General features: G+C 39.0%; 15 protein-coding genes. 5 read left to right on the top strand and 10 right to left on the bottom strand.

Going from position 1 to position 16,733, the window contains the following annotated elements; genetic code table 11:
- Positions 1-37: 37 nt before the first annotated feature.
- Positions 38-1,390: a M24 family metallopeptidase gene (locus BFP71_RS14575; RefSeq protein ID WP_069836179.1), complete on the bottom strand. Its 1,353-nt coding sequence runs from the start codon at positions 1,388-1,390 to the stop codon at positions 38-40.
- A 189-nt stretch (positions 1,391-1,579) separates the two neighbouring features.
- On the opposite strand from BFP71_RS14575, the gene BFP71_RS14580 reads away from it, so the two are divergent.
- The 3 genes from BFP71_RS14580 (at position 1,580) to BFP71_RS14590 (ending at position 5,469) form a co-directional block, all read left to right on the top strand.
- A complete protein-coding gene (locus BFP71_RS14580) occupies positions 1,580-2,479 on the top strand; it encodes a TolB-like translocation protein (RefSeq protein ID WP_069836180.1) in 900 nt (299 codons plus the stop codon).
- 57 nt (positions 2,480-2,536) lie between these two features.
- A complete protein-coding gene (locus BFP71_RS14585; RefSeq protein ID WP_141719774.1) occupies positions 2,537-3,529 on the top strand; it encodes a hypothetical protein in 993 nt (330 codons plus the stop codon).
- An 89-nt stretch (positions 3,530-3,618) separates the two neighbouring features.
- Positions 3,619-5,469 (top strand): glycoside hydrolase family 13 protein, encoded by a 1,851-nt coding sequence (locus BFP71_RS14590; RefSeq protein ID WP_069836182.1) that lies wholly within the window; start codon positions 3,619-3,621, stop codon positions 5,467-5,469.
- Here the strand turns inward: BFP71_RS14590 and BFP71_RS14595 are convergent.
- The 9 genes from BFP71_RS14595 to BFP71_RS14640 all read right to left on the bottom strand — a co-directional run bounded on the left by BFP71_RS14595 (position 5,462) and on the right by BFP71_RS14640 (position 15,025).
- Positions 5,462-8,479 carry a DNA polymerase III subunit alpha gene (locus tag BFP71_RS14595; protein ID WP_069836183.1) on the bottom strand — a complete coding sequence of 1,006 codons (3,018 nt, stop codon included), beginning with the start codon at positions 8,477-8,479 and terminating at the stop codon, positions 5,462-5,464. The genes BFP71_RS14590 and BFP71_RS14595 overlap by 8 nt on opposite strands.
- A 62-nt stretch (positions 8,480-8,541) precedes the next feature.
- Positions 8,542-9,174: a hypothetical protein gene (locus BFP71_RS14600; RefSeq protein WP_069836184.1), complete on the bottom strand. Its 633-nt coding sequence runs from the start codon at positions 9,172-9,174 to the stop codon at positions 8,542-8,544.
- A 5-nt stretch (positions 9,175-9,179) separates the two neighbouring features.
- Positions 9,180-10,817 carry a hypothetical protein gene (locus BFP71_RS14605; protein WP_069836185.1) on the bottom strand — a complete coding sequence of 546 codons (1,638 nt, stop codon included), beginning with the start codon at positions 10,815-10,817 and terminating at the stop codon, positions 9,180-9,182.
- A 228-nt stretch (positions 10,818-11,045) separates the two neighbouring features.
- On the bottom strand, positions 11,046-11,387 hold the full coding sequence (locus BFP71_RS14615) for a hypothetical protein (RefSeq protein WP_069836187.1): 342 nt from the start codon (positions 11,385-11,387) through the stop codon (positions 11,046-11,048).
- A 4-nt stretch (positions 11,388-11,391) separates the two neighbouring features.
- Positions 11,392-11,640, bottom strand: coding sequence for a hypothetical protein (locus BFP71_RS14620; protein WP_069836188.1), 249 nt, complete (start codon positions 11,638-11,640; stop codon positions 11,392-11,394).
- Positions 11,641-11,653: 13 nt separating this feature from the next.
- A complete protein-coding gene (locus BFP71_RS14625; RefSeq protein WP_088125057.1) occupies positions 11,654-12,316 on the bottom strand; it encodes a C40 family peptidase in 663 nt (220 codons plus the stop codon).
- A 195-nt stretch (positions 12,317-12,511) separates the two neighbouring features.
- Positions 12,512-13,729 (bottom strand): DNA polymerase IV, encoded by a 1,218-nt coding sequence (gene dinB / locus BFP71_RS14630; RefSeq protein ID WP_069836189.1) that lies wholly within the window; start codon positions 13,727-13,729, stop codon positions 12,512-12,514.
- A gap of 154 nt (positions 13,730-13,883) precedes the next feature.
- Positions 13,884-14,759, bottom strand: coding sequence for a zinc-dependent peptidase (locus BFP71_RS14635; RefSeq protein ID WP_088125151.1), 876 nt, complete (start codon positions 14,757-14,759; stop codon positions 13,884-13,886).
- Positions 14,756-15,025, bottom strand: coding sequence for a SemiSWEET family sugar transporter (locus BFP71_RS14640; RefSeq protein ID WP_069836190.1), 270 nt, complete (start codon positions 15,023-15,025; stop codon positions 14,756-14,758). Before BFP71_RS14640 ends, BFP71_RS14635 begins: the two co-directional genes overlap by 4 nt.
- A 109-nt stretch (positions 15,026-15,134) precedes the next feature.
- On the opposite strand from BFP71_RS14640, the gene BFP71_RS14645 reads away from it, so the two are divergent.
- Positions 15,135-15,749 (top strand): DinB family protein, encoded by a 615-nt coding sequence (locus BFP71_RS14645; RefSeq protein WP_069836191.1) that lies wholly within the window; start codon positions 15,135-15,137, stop codon positions 15,747-15,749.
- Positions 15,750-15,910: 161 nt separating this feature from the next.
- Positions 15,911-16,726 carry a hypothetical protein gene (locus BFP71_RS14650; protein WP_069836192.1) on the top strand — a complete coding sequence of 272 codons (816 nt, stop codon included), beginning with the start codon at positions 15,911-15,913 and terminating at the stop codon, positions 16,724-16,726.
- The last annotated feature ends 7 nt before the right edge of the window (positions 16,727-16,733 follow it).

The following is a 16,733-nucleotide window of genomic DNA, read 5'->3' on the forward strand; positions in this document are numbered from 1 at the left end:
ATGTACCAATGTGAATCTTGTAATAGGTGAAATCTAACTATTTCTGCTTAGCAGGTACCCTAGGAATCGTCATGATTTCCGTCTGGCGCCCGTCAATATACCAAACACCCGTCTTATCAAAAAATGCTTCCTCTTCCAGCATTATTCGAATCTCTTTATCCCACTCTTTTATGTAAGTGGCGGCATTCAACTCTATGGAGTAAGCAGTATTCAGGTGCAGCGGATAATCTCCTGTCACTGGTACACCTCCTTGAGAATCCCACATGCCCAAAGTAGTTCCAGATGCATGTCCGTGGTAGCCAATTGGGTGTGTATAAATAGAGGGCTTAATTCCTTCTTTTATGGCCATTTCTCTACTCATTTTCAGCACTTCATTTCCAGTTCTGCCTTCTTTAAAATTCCCTGTAAAAATATCTTGAAGTCTATTACCGTTTTTGAAAGCTTCGACGAGAAAGCTTGGCACTTCTTTTTCCCCTGGCTTGAGTATATAAGCATGTTGTTGTTGATCAGTATTCAACCTCAAATAGGTTATACCAAAATCACAGTGTAATAGATCACCTGGTAAGATTACATTCTTATCTGGTCGCTTACTAAATGTTCTTAGGTGATCAAAATTCTCCGGGTCAGCTCTTTGAACATCTATGGTTGGGTGAAACCAAGTTTGAAGTTTCAATTCACGAACACGCTCTCTCATCCACCAAACTACATCCTCAGTGGTTGTCACTCCCGCAGTAATCACTTTATCTGAAAAGGCTTCTTGTATTATCTCATGAGAAATTCTGGTGATATGTGGGTAAATCGCCATCTCTGCCTCTGTTCTGGTTTCCAACCAACCGATCGCTAGCTTTTCTGCTGATGTGATTTTTTGCATGTCCTTTTTGTCTAGTGCAGCCGTGAATTCCTCTAAATCAGTGGACACAATACCATCAGTAAGTCCAAAATACTTTGATTTATTAATGCCGATCTTCTTTGGGTTACGCTCTCTTACAAGTTCCGCCAATCGCTTCCATTGATCAGGTTGCTCCTCCTTGTTCCAAGCACTCTTGAAAGTCGAGCCAACGTCGTAACGTGCCACAGCAAGTGTTTCGATTCCTGAACCATCTGGTTTATTAAAAAACACCAAAATCGTTCTTCGTCGTGCTGCCAGCCATTCAGCAGGCAACAAAGTCTTAATAATGGGATCTTCATTATACTCCCTCGAAATCACAATCCACATATCAATTCCTTCCCTAGACATGATTGCAGGTAAGTAATTTTCGACCTTGTCCTCTAAAAGCCGATTAATTACCGCTGCCCGATCTTTCATAGATAGGATCTTGGGACTAACAGTCTGCGCAGCAGATATATTGACAAGGCATAAAAGACAAATAAGAGTGAATAAATATCGCATAGTAGAGGATTAATTTTTCGAAAATAATTAAAAGCCATCGAACATCAAATGAGTTGGAAATCTCATAAATTTTTAGTCTAAAAAAGGGTGGAATAACCATTTAAAATCACCTTTTACCATTTAAGGAGAAAAGAAAAATATCTTTCAGCAAGGTGTATTCTTTGCGCCTCAATTGCGTTTCACCAACACATGCAACCAAACACACCGGGCTTACTTGTCACTGTACTTGTGAGTTTTTTTCTTCATTTGAATTGTCACGGGCAGACATTTCGTGCAAATGCAGTTCATCAAAAAGGTGTCCCCAATCTTTTGTTTGCCGATGACTTATCAGATGGCGGTCTGCATTGGAACAATTGGTTCTCTAAAAATGAGACAGAATTCTACTATACCATTCAAGAAAACGGCAGGTCATTTATTGTGAAAAGAGCTGTTCATGCCAATGGTCTCGGTCCATTGCAAAAGATTCCTTTCAATCAAGATTATAATTACTCTCACCCATGGGTCAGCGAGGATGGAACTCATATGATATTCCAAGCCTCTATTCCACATCCAGATGGAGGTAGACAGGATTTCAATATCTGGGAATCTTTTCTCGGCGAGAGCGGATGGTCTGAACCTGTACTGTTTTCAAAAGCAACATCAACACGTCGGCACGAAGGTGCCCCTATCTTGAGTAAAAGTGGCAATTTATACTTTAACATTACTAATGAATCAAATGGCAATGCCGATCTCTACGTGCTTTTAGAAGGGCGCAACAAGGCAAATAAATTGCCCACTAGTATCAACTCCAAAAGCTTTGAAGGTGATTTCTTCATCGACCAAGATGAGACATTTCTGATTTTTTCATCCTACGATAGGTCTGGAGCGATTGGACAGTCCGACCTCTACGTTTCATTTAATGATAGCGGAAATTGGTCTAAAGCCGTATCACTAGGTTCTAAAATCAATTCTTCTTGGCAGGAGTTTAGTCCCTTCGTGACTACAGATGGTAAATATTTGATCTTTACGAGCAATCGTCTTTCTGGTAATGGATTAAGGCCAACATTTGACCATTATATTGTCAATTTCGACATTGACCATTTTCGATAGCTTACCGCTGGCATACTGGTTTATGAGGTAACAAAATCATTTGTTATTTTCAGGCATATGTCAAAACCGCATACTGCATTAATTCTTCGGTTAACCGCTGGTAAAGTCCACCCATTTTTAATAGGCATTATTTGTTCAATCTTTTGCGCCTCCATGGTTTGGCTATCTATTGAATTAGATGGCATGACGATGACTTGGCAGTACATAGAAACAAATATGTACTTCATTTTCACTTTTGGGTACATGATTTTTATGGCTCGAGTGATTCACAACAGCCATGTCAATAGCTTTGATAAGCTCCTGGCGTCGGGCGATTTTGACCAAGAAAGAAGATCATTCTGGAAGTATGAAATGAGCAACCAGCGAAAGCTCACCATCGAAACAATTGTCGCTTTATTGATTGGGTTCATCCATGCCTATTTAGATGTATTTCAATGGATAATCAACGGGACTAGAGATTTTACTTTTACTAGGCTCGGAATTGGGTTTGAGATAATGTTAATGTGGTTAGTCATTACGCACGCCACCTCTACCTTTATGCGAAACATGACGGTGATGAATAAAATGTCGCGCGAAATAGACATTGACCTTTTGAACATGGACAAATTCATGCCCTTGACTAAATCTGGTATTACAAGTACCCTAGGATTCATCGGTGCATATTCACTTCTATTTGTTCAAGGTGTACGCATTATCGACATTCAGAACCCAGCAATCGCGATCATTATTCCATCTATTTTCTTCTTAATTAGAACGCCGCTTAAAGGCATACGCAAGAGAGTAAGCATTGCCAAGCACAAAGAACTTATTCTGGTAGATGCTGCTATTGAGGGAGACAGAGAAGCACTTAAAAAGTCTAGAATTCATAAAAACCTAGATAACATCAATGTTATCGACCTTATTAACTATCGGAAAATCATACAAAGTGTTTTCGAGATCCCCGTGAATATCCCGACCGCTTCACGGTTCATTTTTTATCTTATCATTCCCCTACTTACTTGGATTGCAGCTTCAGTTGTAGACAAAGTCATTGACTATCTTATCAAGTGATAACAAACGTTTGCTAAAGCACATCCAAGAATACAGATTATATTAGATGCTGTTATTCTGTAGCCATCTGCTAACTGATCCTGATTAAAATGAAAAGAACATTAAGTTTAATCTTCGCCCTATCCTTTAGTGTACTATTTGTCCATGCACAAGACATAAAAGTTGAGCCACCTTTTTGGTACGCTAAAATGCCAACTGAAAAACTACAAATTAGCCTTCATGGCGAAGAATTGGCGCTATGGAGAGTATCTGTGAATACACCTGGTATTACCCTTGTTAACCAGCTTGCCGGTGATTCTGAGAATTATCTTTTTATCAACCTCACGATCAGTCCAGATGTAGCTCCAGGCAAAATTGACATTGACCTAAGAAAAGGTAAAAAGCATAAAAAAATCAGCTACGAGCTTAAAGAAAGGTCAATTGATAGCAATCGAAATTTAGGTTTCAGCAGTGAAGATGTCATCTATCTACTAATGCCAGATCGTTTTGCAAATGGTAATCCAGAAAATGACACTATTGAGGGAATGCTTGAACCTGCGCGTAGAGATGACCCAAGTGGCCGACACGGTGGTGACCTTAAAGGTGTTCAAGAACAGTTAGATTACATTAAAGAACTAGGAATGACAGCGGTGTGGCTCACTCCTGTTTTCGAGAATGACCAAACACCGGAGTATAAAGGTTATCACGGCTATGCCGCTACCGATATGTATAAGGTAGATAGGCGTTTCGGAAGTAATGAGGAATTTGTCGCCTTTGTGCAAGCCTGCCATGATAAGGGTTTAAAAGTCATTATGGATATGATTCATAATCATATTGGCGATCAGCATTGGTGGATGAAAGATTTGCCTTTCAAAAATTGGGTTCACGATCAGAGTGTCTACGGAAATACTTCCTATCGAGGCTCGGTGGCCTCTGATCCATATGCCTCTAAATATGACGAGGACAAACTCATTAAGGGTTGGTTTGTCAATGAAATGCCTGATTTAGATCAACGAAATCCTGTTTTGGCTGACTACTTGATTCAAAACACCTTGTGGTGGATAGAATATAGTGGTGTTGACGGAATTCGTATGGACACTTATGTTTATCCGTATAAGGAATACATGGCCCGTTGGGCAAAAGAGGTAATTGAGGCTTACCCTAACTTTAATATTGTGGGTGAATCTTGGGTTGAAAATGTGGCTTCAGAATCGTATTGGCAAGAAGATAAAGCGGGAGAAGATGATGGTTACAACTCTCACCTCCCGAGTGTTACGGATTTTCAAATTCACTTTGCTGTAAGAGATGCGTTCAACTCTGATTTTGGCTGGGAAAGCGGTATCATGAAGCTTTATTATGCCTTAAGTCAGGATAGGCTTTATTCTGACCCGATGAAGAATGTCATCTTCTTAGACAATCATGATATTGGTAGAATATTTTCTACCCTAGGCGAAAACCCTGATAATCTTAAAATGGCATATGCTTACCTGCTCACCACCAGAGGAATACCACAGGTTTACTATGGTACCGAACTTGCCTTCAAACAAGGTCCTGGAGAATGGGGTGATGGTGCGAAACGTGCCGAAATGCCTGGTGGCTGGGCTGGTGATGAAAGATCAGTTTTCACCAAAGAAGGTAGAACCGCTGCGGAAAATGACATGTTTGACTATGTCAAAAAGATTACGAATTGGCGAAAAAGCAGCAAGGCCATTCATGAAGGAAAACTGCTTCACTTTTTGCCAACTGACAATGTCTATGTGTATTTCCGCTATACGGATAATGAACGTGTAATGGTGATCATGAATATGAATGATAAACCAATGACCATCAGCAGGAAAAAGCACATCGAAATGCTTAGGGGCTTCTCTGCGGCTGAAGATGTTATGAACGGTGCATCAATTGATATTTCAAAGGACTTTCAAGTACCTGCTAAACGAACTACGGTCTTACAGTTTAAGTAGACGCTACGCCCATTTGTGCGTGCCTAGGTTCTTCGGCATATCGAGGGTCATGCACATAGGGTAATTTACGCATGGCGATCATTTCCAAACTTAGGAAGTCAAATTCTTCTACCAGTTTGCCTACAAGTTCGTAAATCCCCTTTCCTCTAAAAGGGTATTGAGCAGCTACAGGGGGAAAATGGGTTGTATCTATAAAGTGTCCTTCCCTATCTATCCAAGTACCAAACTGCATTTTCTTTCCGTTTGATGTGTTTGTGTTCTTAATGTGAACCAAATAGCCAATCATCCGAACAGTCTTATTTTTGTGTGCTGCCATTTCTCGCACCAAAATATTTCTTGGTGGTGCTTCTTTCAACAAATCAAAAGGGTTACACAAAGGAAAACCAAGTAGGTCTTGCTGATCAAAGGCATCTTCCAGCATATCGTAACTTAGTTCGGGAAGCTGAAAACGCTTGACTTCAGGGTCGAAAAGCATGCGAACTGGATTTGTTTTTTTATGATTACCCAACTGAAAATGGGCTTCCCAAAGCAATGCTTTTTTTGACTGACCTGTAAAACGAAAGCTCCCTATTTTAATAAGCAAACTCAATTGATCTAAGGAGATGTTGACTCGTTTCAAAAAGTTATCAAAACTCATAAAAACGCCATTTTCACAACGCTCTCTCAATATTTCTTCCGCAGTCGTTTTCTCTAATTCACTTATAAAAGCTAGCCCTAGGTAGATGGTTCTGCCATAAATAGTGCAGAGATATTCGCTTTGGTTCACACAGGGTGCTTGAATGTCTGCCCCATGCATGAAAGCCTCATGAGCATACAATTCCATTCGATAAAAACCACCACCATTGTTGATAGTTGCCACCATATACTCTAATGGATAGTAGGCTTTTAAGTATAAACTCTGATAGCTTTCCACAGCATAAGAGGCGGAATGCCCCTTAGCAAAAGCATAACCAGCAAAGCTTTCAATTTGACGCCAAACTTCAGCTGCAAGTTCAAAGCTATGCCCCTTTTTGATACAGTTTTTAAAATACTTGTCCCGTACTTTTTGAAATTCTTCTCTCGATCGGTATTTGCCAGACATTCCACGCCTAAGCACATCTGCCTCACCCAAAGTGAGGCCAGCAAAGTAGTGTGCTACTTTGATCACATCCTCCTGATAAACCATTACCCCATAAGTTTCGGGCATAATGTCTCGGAGGATGGGATGTGCCTCGTTTCTACGATCGGGTTCTCGAAAACGAAGAATGTACTGCCGCATCATTCCTGATTTAGCTACACCTGGCCGAATCACTGAACTTGCTGCTACTAGCCCTAAATATTCTTCCACCCTAAGCTTTTTGAGCAACATGCGCATGGCTGGCGACTCTACATAAAAACAACCGATCGCTTTTCCTTCACGAAGCATTGCTTTAATCTTTTTGTCTTTTTTTAAGCTTGCGATATCATGAATATCGATTTTAGGGTCATTTGAATGATTTCTTTCAATTTCAATCAAACTGTCCTTAATCTTACCCAATCCCCTCTGGCTTAGAATATCAAACTTGTAGAGTCCTACATCTTCAGCAATGATCATATCAAAATGCGTGGTTGGAAAACCCTTAGGCGGAAGATCAGTTGCCGTGTAGTAATGTATCGGCTTTTCTGAAATCAAAATCCCCCCGGCATGAATACTCAGGTGATTAGGAAAACCCTCAATGTACTTTCCATAGCGTAAAACCAGTTTATGTAAGTCGTCTAGCTCTTTATAAGGTGCCCGCTGGATATGGTCTATCTCGTGAGGAGGAATTCCCAGCACCTTCCCTAATTCACGGACTACAGCTTTAAACTGAAAAGTGCTGTAAGTAGCCAAGAGCGCCACATTAGGGTACCGATTAAAAATATAATCGGTAATATCCTCTCTGTCTCGCCAAGAAAAATCAATATCGAAATCTGGTGGATTCTGTCGATATAAATTGATAAAGCGTTCGAAATAAAGGTCCAATTCAATTGGATCGACATCGGTAATTCTAAGTAAATAAGCGACGACTGAGTTTGCGCCACTCCCACGCCCAACATAGAAGTAACCCTTGTTTCGAGCATAACGGCAAATATCCCAATTGATTAAAAAATAGGACATAAAGCCTTGCTGCTTGATCACTTCAAGTTCCATTTTGATACGCTTCAAGATATCCGCTGTCGGATTTTTATACCTATATGGTAAGCCTTCCTCGCAAAGCTCTTCTAGTAATGCTAGGTCAGCTGCAGCGTCTTTACCAAAAGATGATAAGTTTTTATTTAAGTGCTCTCCTTCAAAATCGAAATGGATATTACAGTCCAACAGCAGATTTCGAGTATTATCGATCATGTAAGAGTGTTCCTTATATAGATCAAGCAATTCAGTTAGTGGATAAATGAAATCACTTGCGCTTCCCTCTTCAGACTTTGGAAGCATACTCAGGAGTGTGTTATTATCGAAGGCTCTTAAAAGCCGATGGGCATTAAAATCCTTTTTCCGAACAATGCGTTCGCCAGATTTTTCGTCTATTTTACTCCTAAAAGTAGCCGTCTGTAATATCACTAGTTTCTTCTTATCCATCTGATGTGGCGGATAGATAAGACGAGGTAAATCTCTAGGCCGAACCCCTATATATTCTAATTTTTTTAGTTTCCAGCCAGTATATTTACTAAGAGGATAAACTACATACGCGTTTTTGAAAACTGGAGCTCGTTCAGGTATCTTTTCACCACTATGCAGATAGTGAGACAGGTAATCGTTTAGCTCTTTAAAACCTTCATTATTTTGGGCTATACCAACGAACAGTTGGTCAGCTCCGTTTCTGAAATCCACACCTAAAATCGGTTTAATACCATATTTTGGTGCTAATCGGACAAAGTTAATGGCTGCAGGTGTACCATTAATATCGGTTAGAGCAAAACGGTCTACCCCTGCTTTTTGGAGTTCACCCAATAAGTCTTTGGTATTGAAGGTACCATACCTAAAGCTATAATATGTGTGAGTATTTAGATACATTTTGCTCCCAACTCATCAAGAGTCAGAAGCAAAAATACTAATATTATTAGTTAAATAATATTCTACTTAGATTCGACAGATTCAGAGCAAGCAAAAAGATCTTCTGAGTTACCGATAGCAAATAAATTCGCTTCATTTCTACCAATATCCCTTACCGTATTTCCAATAAAATAAGGTACAGTTTTTCTGTTGGCACGAGTACTACCACCCCGACCATGTCTAAACCCTAGGTTATGACAATACTCATGCGCCAAGTTACCAGCTATTTCTGCCCTCAACAGATTAGGCTGATTGTTATATCTATTCATCCACTGATATAGCTTGTTCAAGTTAATCCACGTGGCATGCGTACTCGGCGTCGTATACCCCACAACACCTGGTTTTGTCTTATAAGGGTGAATCCATATATCAATATCCATATCACCTTGAACATTAGAGTCAGTAGATGATTCTTCTGTGAACTTATCATCCCCACTCATGAAGACGTTATAGACCTCGGTTCGGCTTAGTCCATTGCTTCTTCTAAACCGTTTGGGACGCCTCAACCCTTTTCCAGTTACTTTTTTTTCGAATGAGTCGCTGTCATTAACAATTTTTTCGAGCAATACAGCTCCTTCTTTAAGTAGCTTAATGTGTGCCTCATCAAAAGAGACTCCATCGTCTGACTCAACAATCTTTAAATCGACTTTCAACATATAATTTATGATTTGACAATAGACAGTGCTGGCTTAAACAGAGAATCTAAGCCATCTTTTAAAATAATTTTAACGAGTTTGATTCCGAGTTTCACCCAACCGACTGGCCCTTTTAAAAGGTCAATAACAATTGGTATTACCTTCCCAAACACACCAAAAACGTTACTCATTGTATCAAGTAACGAATCTACTTTTGATTGGTGCGCTTCTAAGTCGGTAGACGTATAACCTGCACTGAGTGTAGCGACGGCATCGAAATCAATATCAAAATCGCTCGTAATCAGATTATTCGTAGTGATTTTCCTTTTACTAAAGAAAAAACTAAAAGTCTCAATTGTTTTATTGATTGCTTCGCGGATCTCTCGTATCAGATAACCTACGGCATTTTTCACCTTTTTAAAGAATGAACTGATAACATCGATCACTTTCTGAATGCCAGCCGCAAGCCATTCTACCGCTTTTTTGAAGAAACCAACTACTTGACGCATAAAGCCTTTGGCCTTCCTTACTTTCTTTTTTCTTCTTGGTACCTTTTCGTTCAACTGTTCATCAACTAATTGATCGACTTTTGCTAAAACTTTGTCTTTGTCAGCTTGATTTTCTACCTGGTCTATAAGGTTTTGAAGCTGAGCGGATACTGCTTTTACATCAAACTCATTTGCATCAAAGCCCACCTCCACATTGGGTATTCCTATTAAGAGAAGGTATTTATAATTGATTAACCAATTTCCTCCTTTCATCCGGAATACAAACCTTGAAGGGATTACGTGCAATTGCTGACTTGCAGTATTCATTGATTCAATCAACTCGTGAAAGTCTTCCAAAGCCTCAATGGTTCTTAATTTCATATCTCCATCAATTTTATGGCCATAAGCACCAAGCAACCAGAGTTTTATCTGAATTAGTCTGACTATAAAATTGTTGAAGGGGTGATTTTGAATTACGGTTAAATGTTTCTCAGCTTTTTTAGTCAGCCAAGGCTTATCAACAAAATCATTGCTATAAAAATCTACAGAAGTGCTTGAAATTGACCCGGTATTCTCAACCATCCGAAGGCTTTGTTTCATAGCATCTGAATCTCGTTTTAGACTAGATTTACCGTCATAGCTTACACTCGCAAGTCCCCTAAAACCTATGTTCCATGTTCTTTTAGCGGCCACAGTTATCAGCTCATCAAAATCATCGATTAAGTGGAATAGCTCTCCCTGGCTTGTGACTTGTAAGAACTTAGAAAGTTGCGTTAAACCATTTTCTAACTCAGTATCATATTGATTATTCACTGATGACACCAAACCGAGTAGATTCAATCGAAAACGTAAAACTCTTATGAGCAAGGCATCACTTTTAATGATAGTCCTATGTTCACTCAGTTTGAATCGGCCTTCTAAATCACTAATGTAGGCCAAATCATCCAACTCAAATTCCGTTAAATGCTTTGATGTAATTGGTTGATTGGGTTCATAAATAATAGATTGGAGGTACTCTGCTCTAAACTCTTTTATTCCCAAATTGACAGCAGTTTTATTAGGTCTCTCATCGCTGCCATCTTTTGAAAAAGATACATAGCCGAAATTATCTAGTAAATCAACTGCTTCCTCATCAAAGGAATCTGATAAATATTTGAGAATTTTACTATCTGACATTTAGCTACAAGCTTAAGCTTTTAGAATAGCTTTTTTAAAAGATATTTTCCAATCTGCTGCCGCTTGATGACTAGAAACTGAATCCAAGGATGAGGTGGTGATACCTCAGTCTTATCAATAGTTTCTCCTTTTTCTCTAACTTTCGTTAAGATATATTTAGGGCTAACATTTTGAATGTTAACCCCAAATAACCCTTCAAAGCGGAACAATTTCATAGTGTAATAATCACTAGCTTCCGAGTCCTACAATAGTGTCATAGATAGCTTTTCGAGCATTTTGACTGTCCTGAATTACTGATTTGTGATACTCTAGGACATCTGAGTACGCTGGGTTGTTATTTACAAAAGCAACCGTATCGCCGTCGATTTCAAATCGAGCGTAGCCCACCAATTCTTCGTTTGCCAAAGCCGCTCTAACTGCGGTAAAAACTGTATCACTACTAACATTTCCTTGGTCGTTACTAAAACTCATACTGACAGGAATGTTGGTTGGTTCGGCCTTAGTAAATGTAGCTACCTCTAATGTGGCAAAATCGGTTACTGCTTCTTCTAATTTTTGTAATAGTCCCATTGGTTTAATTTTTAATTATTGCTGTTATTAATTTTAGTGTTGTTTCTCTTGCTAGTAATGATTGCTTTATAGCTGCCTGCTGCATTTTTTGTACATCAGGATTTTGTGGGTTTATATAGGCAATGTGATCACCCTCCAGATCAATTCTGCTATATGCTCCGACTTCCGTTCCGTTATCGGAAACTAAGAGTGTAGCCACTTCTGTAGAGCCTAAATCACGCAAAGTATCACCAAGAATTTTTTCGAAATTCATCTTTATGATTGATTTAGCTTTGCATTAAAGATTCAATCATATCTTTTGAACCATTGCCATAGACCCCATCTATTGCTAAGCGATTATTTGATTGAAATAGTATAAGTGCATCATGGGTCATTTGACCAAAAGCACCATCTGGGTCTCCGCAGTTATAGCCTAGCTGGTTAAGAATTATCTGTAATTTTTCCACCTCTTTACCTCGACTGCCTTTGCGTAGAACTGGTGCTGGAAGCGCGTTACTAGTTTGCTTTTCTAACCGACGAAAGCCTAGTACTTTATCGGCACTGTAAGCCGCGATAGATACTCTATTTCCTTGATTTCCACCGAGGCAAAACACTTGAGTACCATCAGCAGAAAAACCCGTAAAAATAGCAACATGCCCCTTCCAAGACTGAATGCTTTCTCTCCAAAAAACGACTATATCACCAGGTTTAGGATTTTTTGTTTTTTTACCCACATGCATCCAAGACCGCGCGTTGGCTTTACCAGTATGTTCGAGGTTTAGTTTTACACAGCAGTAATTTATAAATATACTGCACCAGGGAGTTTCATCGTCGTTTATTGACTCAAAACCTGATTCATGGGCATAGGTAAGAATTCGCTCTTCGTGTTCGGGCCCTTGAATTTCGCTAACCCCCAATTCATTGAAGGCCAAGGCTAATAACTTGCTCATAGTTTCTTTGGTTGAAGCTTTAAATTCAAGATTTTCCGAAAATTATCAAATACCTATTGGTAGGTATTTTTTAGCTTTAACGGAAATAGTTTTATACGGCCTCCCTCCTTTCTGGAGTCTATGGCTTGAAATTAACATTGATTTAACTAAATAAATTAATATATAAATATTAATACATGTTAATTTATTCATGTATTATTGTCTGCGATTTGCCAATAATGGTGGCGGCTCTCCAGTAAATGGATTAAAACGACTAATTGTCTTTGCTTCAATGCCAAAAGCACGCATCACTTTTCTATCACCATATTTATCTCTGATCTTATCCATGGCGTGATAGAGGCTTATTATCTCTTCGGCATCTTCGAATAAATTAATCTGATAGCCCCCTTCTACTAAATGACTAAACCTAACCCCTATTAATCGCACTAAAAGCCGCTTATTATGTAGTTTATCAAATAGCTCCATCACCTTAGCAATTAGGACATGATCCGCAGAGGTATATGGAATTCGAGATTGTAATGTATAGGTGTTAAAATCTGAATAACGCACTTTAACTGTAACACAAGCTGTAAGTTTTAAGCCTCTTCGTAATTGAAAAGCCAAATTTTCAGCCATGGCCAACAGTATGGCCTTTAGCTTATGAATGTCAATAGTATCTTTATCAAAAGTACGTTCGGTAGAAATAGATTTACGTTCATTATAAGGCACTACAGCAGAGTGATCAATACCGTTGGCCTTTTTCCAAATAGATACCCCATTTTTACCCAGAACTTTTTCCATAAGTTCCACAGGCATTTCCTGTATGGTCTTAATCTTCTTTACACCTAAGCTAAAAAGTGTCTGCTGGGTTTTCTCCCCTACCATAGGGATTTTACTTACTGAGAGTGGTGCTAAAAATGGTTTCTCATCACCCTTTGCAATTTTCAGTTGATTGTCTGGCTTAGCTACACCCGTCGCTACTTTAGATACCGTCTTATTTTTTGACATGCCAAAAGAAATAGGCAAACCTGTTTCTTTTCTAATCCGTTCGCGAAGTTCTGTACCCATTTGGTAACTACTGAAAAACTTATCTAAACCAGTCAGATCAGCATAGAATTCATCTATTGAGGTCTTCTCATATAAAGGAACGGTCTCTTTTATAATGGCCGTAACATCTTCTGAATATTTAGAATAAGTTCCTGAATTTCCTCTAATCTGTATAGCCTCTGGGCAAAGCTCCTTTGCCTTTTTCATAGGCATGGCAGAATGTATACCGTAGGCTCTAGCCTCATAACTGCATGCCGCTACTACTCCCCGGTCTGTCACCCCTCCAATTAAGACTGGCTTACCCTTTAGGCGGCTATCCAACAGCCTTTCTACAGACACAAAGAATGTATCTAGGTCCATGTGCATGATGGTACTATCTACAGACATAGGTATAGGGATTAATAGCATCAATAAAAACTATTGATACCACCCACTTAATTAACATTAAGTGTTTTGATAATTTCAACATGTTTGATTCAGTGATTGGAATACAAATTAGCTAATATTTTTAGTTAACTAAAAATATTAGCTAATTATCATCTTACTTTATTCCAAGGCAACAGTGCTTATACTTATCGCCGCTTCCGCAAGGACACGGACTATTTCTGCCTAAGGGCTTAGGCTTAATTTCTTTTACACGCAGTGTATCCGTCATTTTTTGATTGAAGAACATTGAAAGCATAGCATATAACTCGGGGTGATTATCTTCAAGAAGGTGTGGTCTTTCAAAAAAATACTCCCCTGCTACAGCAAAGAATTCCTTACCATTTAATCCCCCGTAGCCTCTAATACCAGATTCTCCACTGTGTATTTTACTCATTTCAACCCGTACTAGGTCTATCCAAGGCATGATGTGTTCATCGTTCATAAAAGAAACAGGAACACCATCAATAACACCATCTTCTTTATCATAAAGGTGGATAAATTCGTGTATGCCTACATTTTGTTTATCTTGAGAATTATCGAACCCTACATGTAATGCAGGTTTTGAAAGAATCATTTTACCTTCCATCGCTCCAGACCCAACCATTCCAATAATCAACTCCTGAGGGTTTTCAAAATTGAAGTTTTGATCGAATGCCGATGGATACAAAATAACCTCATCTAAATAACCATACTCCCAACCTCTGAAGCCAAATAGAGGGATTACAGCACTAGAAGCTACTAAAAGACGATCAGCCAATGTTACTTCAACCTGGACTCCATTTATGGGAACATTTCGTAGAAACCGTGCTAACTGTTCTAGAAAGTCCTGCCGATCCACTTCATCTAGTTCTCTAAAAAAACGAACCTTCTGAACAAGAATCCCGTGCCAGTTTGGTGGAATTATTAGTGGCTTCTGATTCCTAATGTATTTTTTCACAAAAGGGAAAGCGACTAAAGCGCTAGTACCTATCAGAATATAGACTACAATCACTTTTTAGGCGCTTCTTTAAAGGTCAATTTAAAATAAATCAAGATAGCGCTCAGTACAAAAATGATCGAATTGGCAATAATAACCGGCAGTAGATTTAGAGAAAAGGCATAAACAAGCCAGACCACTGTACTCGTAATTACAATCAAAAGCATATTCATACTTAAGTCGCCAACACTCTTTGTTTTCCAAGCTTGCAGCACTTGTGGTATAAAGGTTATGCTACTCAAAACTGCACCAACATGCCCCATTATTTCAGTCCACTCCATTTTTTTCAGATTAATTGTCCCTTTTTATTTTTTAGAACGTGATAGGGTTGAATGTTATAAAAGTAACTTTAAACATATAATTTTTTCAAAAGCACTAATTTTTTTAACCATGAAACGATTCTCAACAATTCTTATGTCCTTACTGCTGATTGGCGGTATGGCACTACAAGCACAAACCAAGATTACGAAAGAAGAAAGAACAGCTGCCATCAAGTATTTGAAGGATACCGAAAATGAAATGATGAAAGTTTTGAAAGGGCTATCCGACGAACAACTGAACTTTAAACCAGACGCCGGTAGTTGGTCAGTTGCCGAATGCCTAAGACACATCACTATATCAGAGTCAAGCCTTTGGGCAAACTTTGTTACCGGTGCTATGGCTACAGAAGCTGACCCCTCTAGACGAAGTGAGGTTCAAATGACAGATGAACAAATTATGGGTGTAATAGAAAGTAGAGAACAAAAAGTGAAAACGTTCCCTCCTTTTGAACCCGAAAACAAGACGGAATCTGTTAAAGAGGTGATCAAAGAGTTTAAATCATTGAGAGCTGAGCACATCAAGTTTATGAAAAAGACAGATGCCGATCTAAGAAACCACTACGGAACACTTCCATTTGGTACAATAGACACTTATCAGGCTGTTTTATTTATGGCTGGACATACCAAAAGACATACCGACCAAATGAAAGAAGTTATGGCTAATGCCTCTTTTCCAAAACAATAATCTAGATTACATATAGAAAAGGAAAGCCTGATGTGCATTATACACATCAGGCTTTTGTGTTTAATTCTACAAATTTTATCAAATGAGGCGTTCTTCATCCGCTTTTCACCTCCTATTATTTTAGCAAGTTCCTTATATTCGCATTTTAACTCCGTATCAGCATGCGACTTGGGCAACTTTCAAGACAACTTAACATTTCATCAGATCAGATTGTAGCGGTGCTTCAAGAGAACTTTCGTGAAGTAAATAATCACCCTAACATTAAGATCACTGAGGAAGAGCTTGAATTTTTGAATAATCGCTTTGCCCCTGAAATTGCCTTAGAGACTATCCCTACAGAAACTGAAGAGCCGACAGAAAAGGAAATAATTGAACCTGCCGAAGAAGAGGTTACTATCCAAGAATCAGAAGTAAATGCGCCACAAGAAACGCCTGAATTTGTCGAATCGCTGCGTCCTCAAGTCATCAGTCTTGAAGAAGAATTTCACGCTCAAACTGAATCTTTAGAAACTTACAAAGCTGAAAAGCCACATTTAGAAGGCTTAAAAGTTGTCGGTAAGATTGAATTACCCGAACCTGTTGTTAAAGAAAAGGAAGAAGAACCTGTCGAAAAAACTAGTAAGAAGCCTAGAGCCGATCGTTCTAGCAAACCACGAAGGAGACGTACCGATCGCAAACAGAATTCCTTGGCTGAAGAACGAGAAAAGGCAAAAAGACTGGCCATTAAAAAGAAGTTTGAGGAAGAGGAAAAACTAAAAAAGCTTAAGAAAAAGCACTACGAAGAAAATGTGAGGGCAAAAATGAAGCCCTCGACTCCAAAGAAGAAGAAAACTAAAGTGGCAGATTCTCAAACTGGCCCTGCAGTTCCCTACAGCGACAAATCGAAAGCTACACCAACTGTAAACTCAAAACCTCAAAAGGATAAAAACCCGCTGAAACGCTTTTGGCTATGGCTAAATGGTGCTTATGACAATTAGATCAAGC

The sequence above is a fragment of the Roseivirga misakiensis genome (genome assembly GCF_001747105.1).
Lineage (GTDB): Bacteria > Bacteroidota > Bacteroidia > Cytophagales > Cyclobacteriaceae > Roseivirga > Roseivirga misakiensis.

Excerpts from the sequence above, each read along its gene's own strand:
- BFP71_RS14600 (WP_069836184.1), bottom strand. The coding sequence starts at position 9,174 with ATGTTGAAAGTCGATTTAAAGATTGTTGAGTCAGACGATGGAGTCTCT.
- BFP71_RS14580 (WP_069836180.1), top strand. The coding sequence starts at position 1,580 with ATGCAACCAAACACACCGGGCTTACTTGTCACTGTACTTGTGAGTTTT.
- BFP71_RS14595 (WP_069836183.1), bottom strand. The coding sequence starts at position 8,479 with ATGTATCTAAATACTCACACATATTATAGCTTTAGGTATGGTACCTTC.
- BFP71_RS14590 (WP_069836182.1), top strand. The coding sequence starts at position 3,619 with ATGAAAAGAACATTAAGTTTAATCTTCGCCCTATCCTTTAGTGTACTA.
- BFP71_RS14625 (WP_088125057.1), bottom strand. The coding sequence starts at position 12,316 with ATGAGCAAGTTATTAGCCTTGGCCTTCAATGAATTGGGGGTTAGCGAA.
- BFP71_RS14605 (WP_069836185.1), bottom strand. The coding sequence starts at position 10,817 with ATGTCAGATAGTAAAATTCTCAAATATTTATCAGATTCCTTTGATGAG.
- BFP71_RS14620 (WP_069836188.1), bottom strand. The coding sequence starts at position 11,640 with ATGAATTTCGAAAAAATTCTTGGTGATACTTTGCGTGATTTAGGCTCT.
- BFP71_RS14650 (WP_069836192.1), top strand. The coding sequence starts at position 15,911 with ATGCGACTTGGGCAACTTTCAAGACAACTTAACATTTCATCAGATCAG.
- BFP71_RS14645 (WP_069836191.1), top strand. The coding sequence starts at position 15,135 with ATGAAACGATTCTCAACAATTCTTATGTCCTTACTGCTGATTGGCGGT.
- dinB (WP_069836189.1), bottom strand. The coding sequence starts at position 13,729 with ATGTCTGTAGATAGTACCATCATGCACATGGACCTAGATACATTCTTT.
- BFP71_RS14575 (WP_069836179.1), bottom strand. The coding sequence starts at position 1,390 with ATGCGATATTTATTCACTCTTATTTGTCTTTTATGCCTTGTCAATATA.
- BFP71_RS14640 (WP_069836190.1), bottom strand. The coding sequence starts at position 15,025 with ATGGAGTGGACTGAAATAATGGGGCATGTTGGTGCAGTTTTGAGTAGC.
- BFP71_RS14615 (WP_069836187.1), bottom strand. The coding sequence starts at position 11,387 with ATGGGACTATTACAAAAATTAGAAGAAGCAGTAACCGATTTTGCCACA.
- BFP71_RS14585 (WP_141719774.1), top strand. The coding sequence starts at position 2,537 with ATGTCAAAACCGCATACTGCATTAATTCTTCGGTTAACCGCTGGTAAA.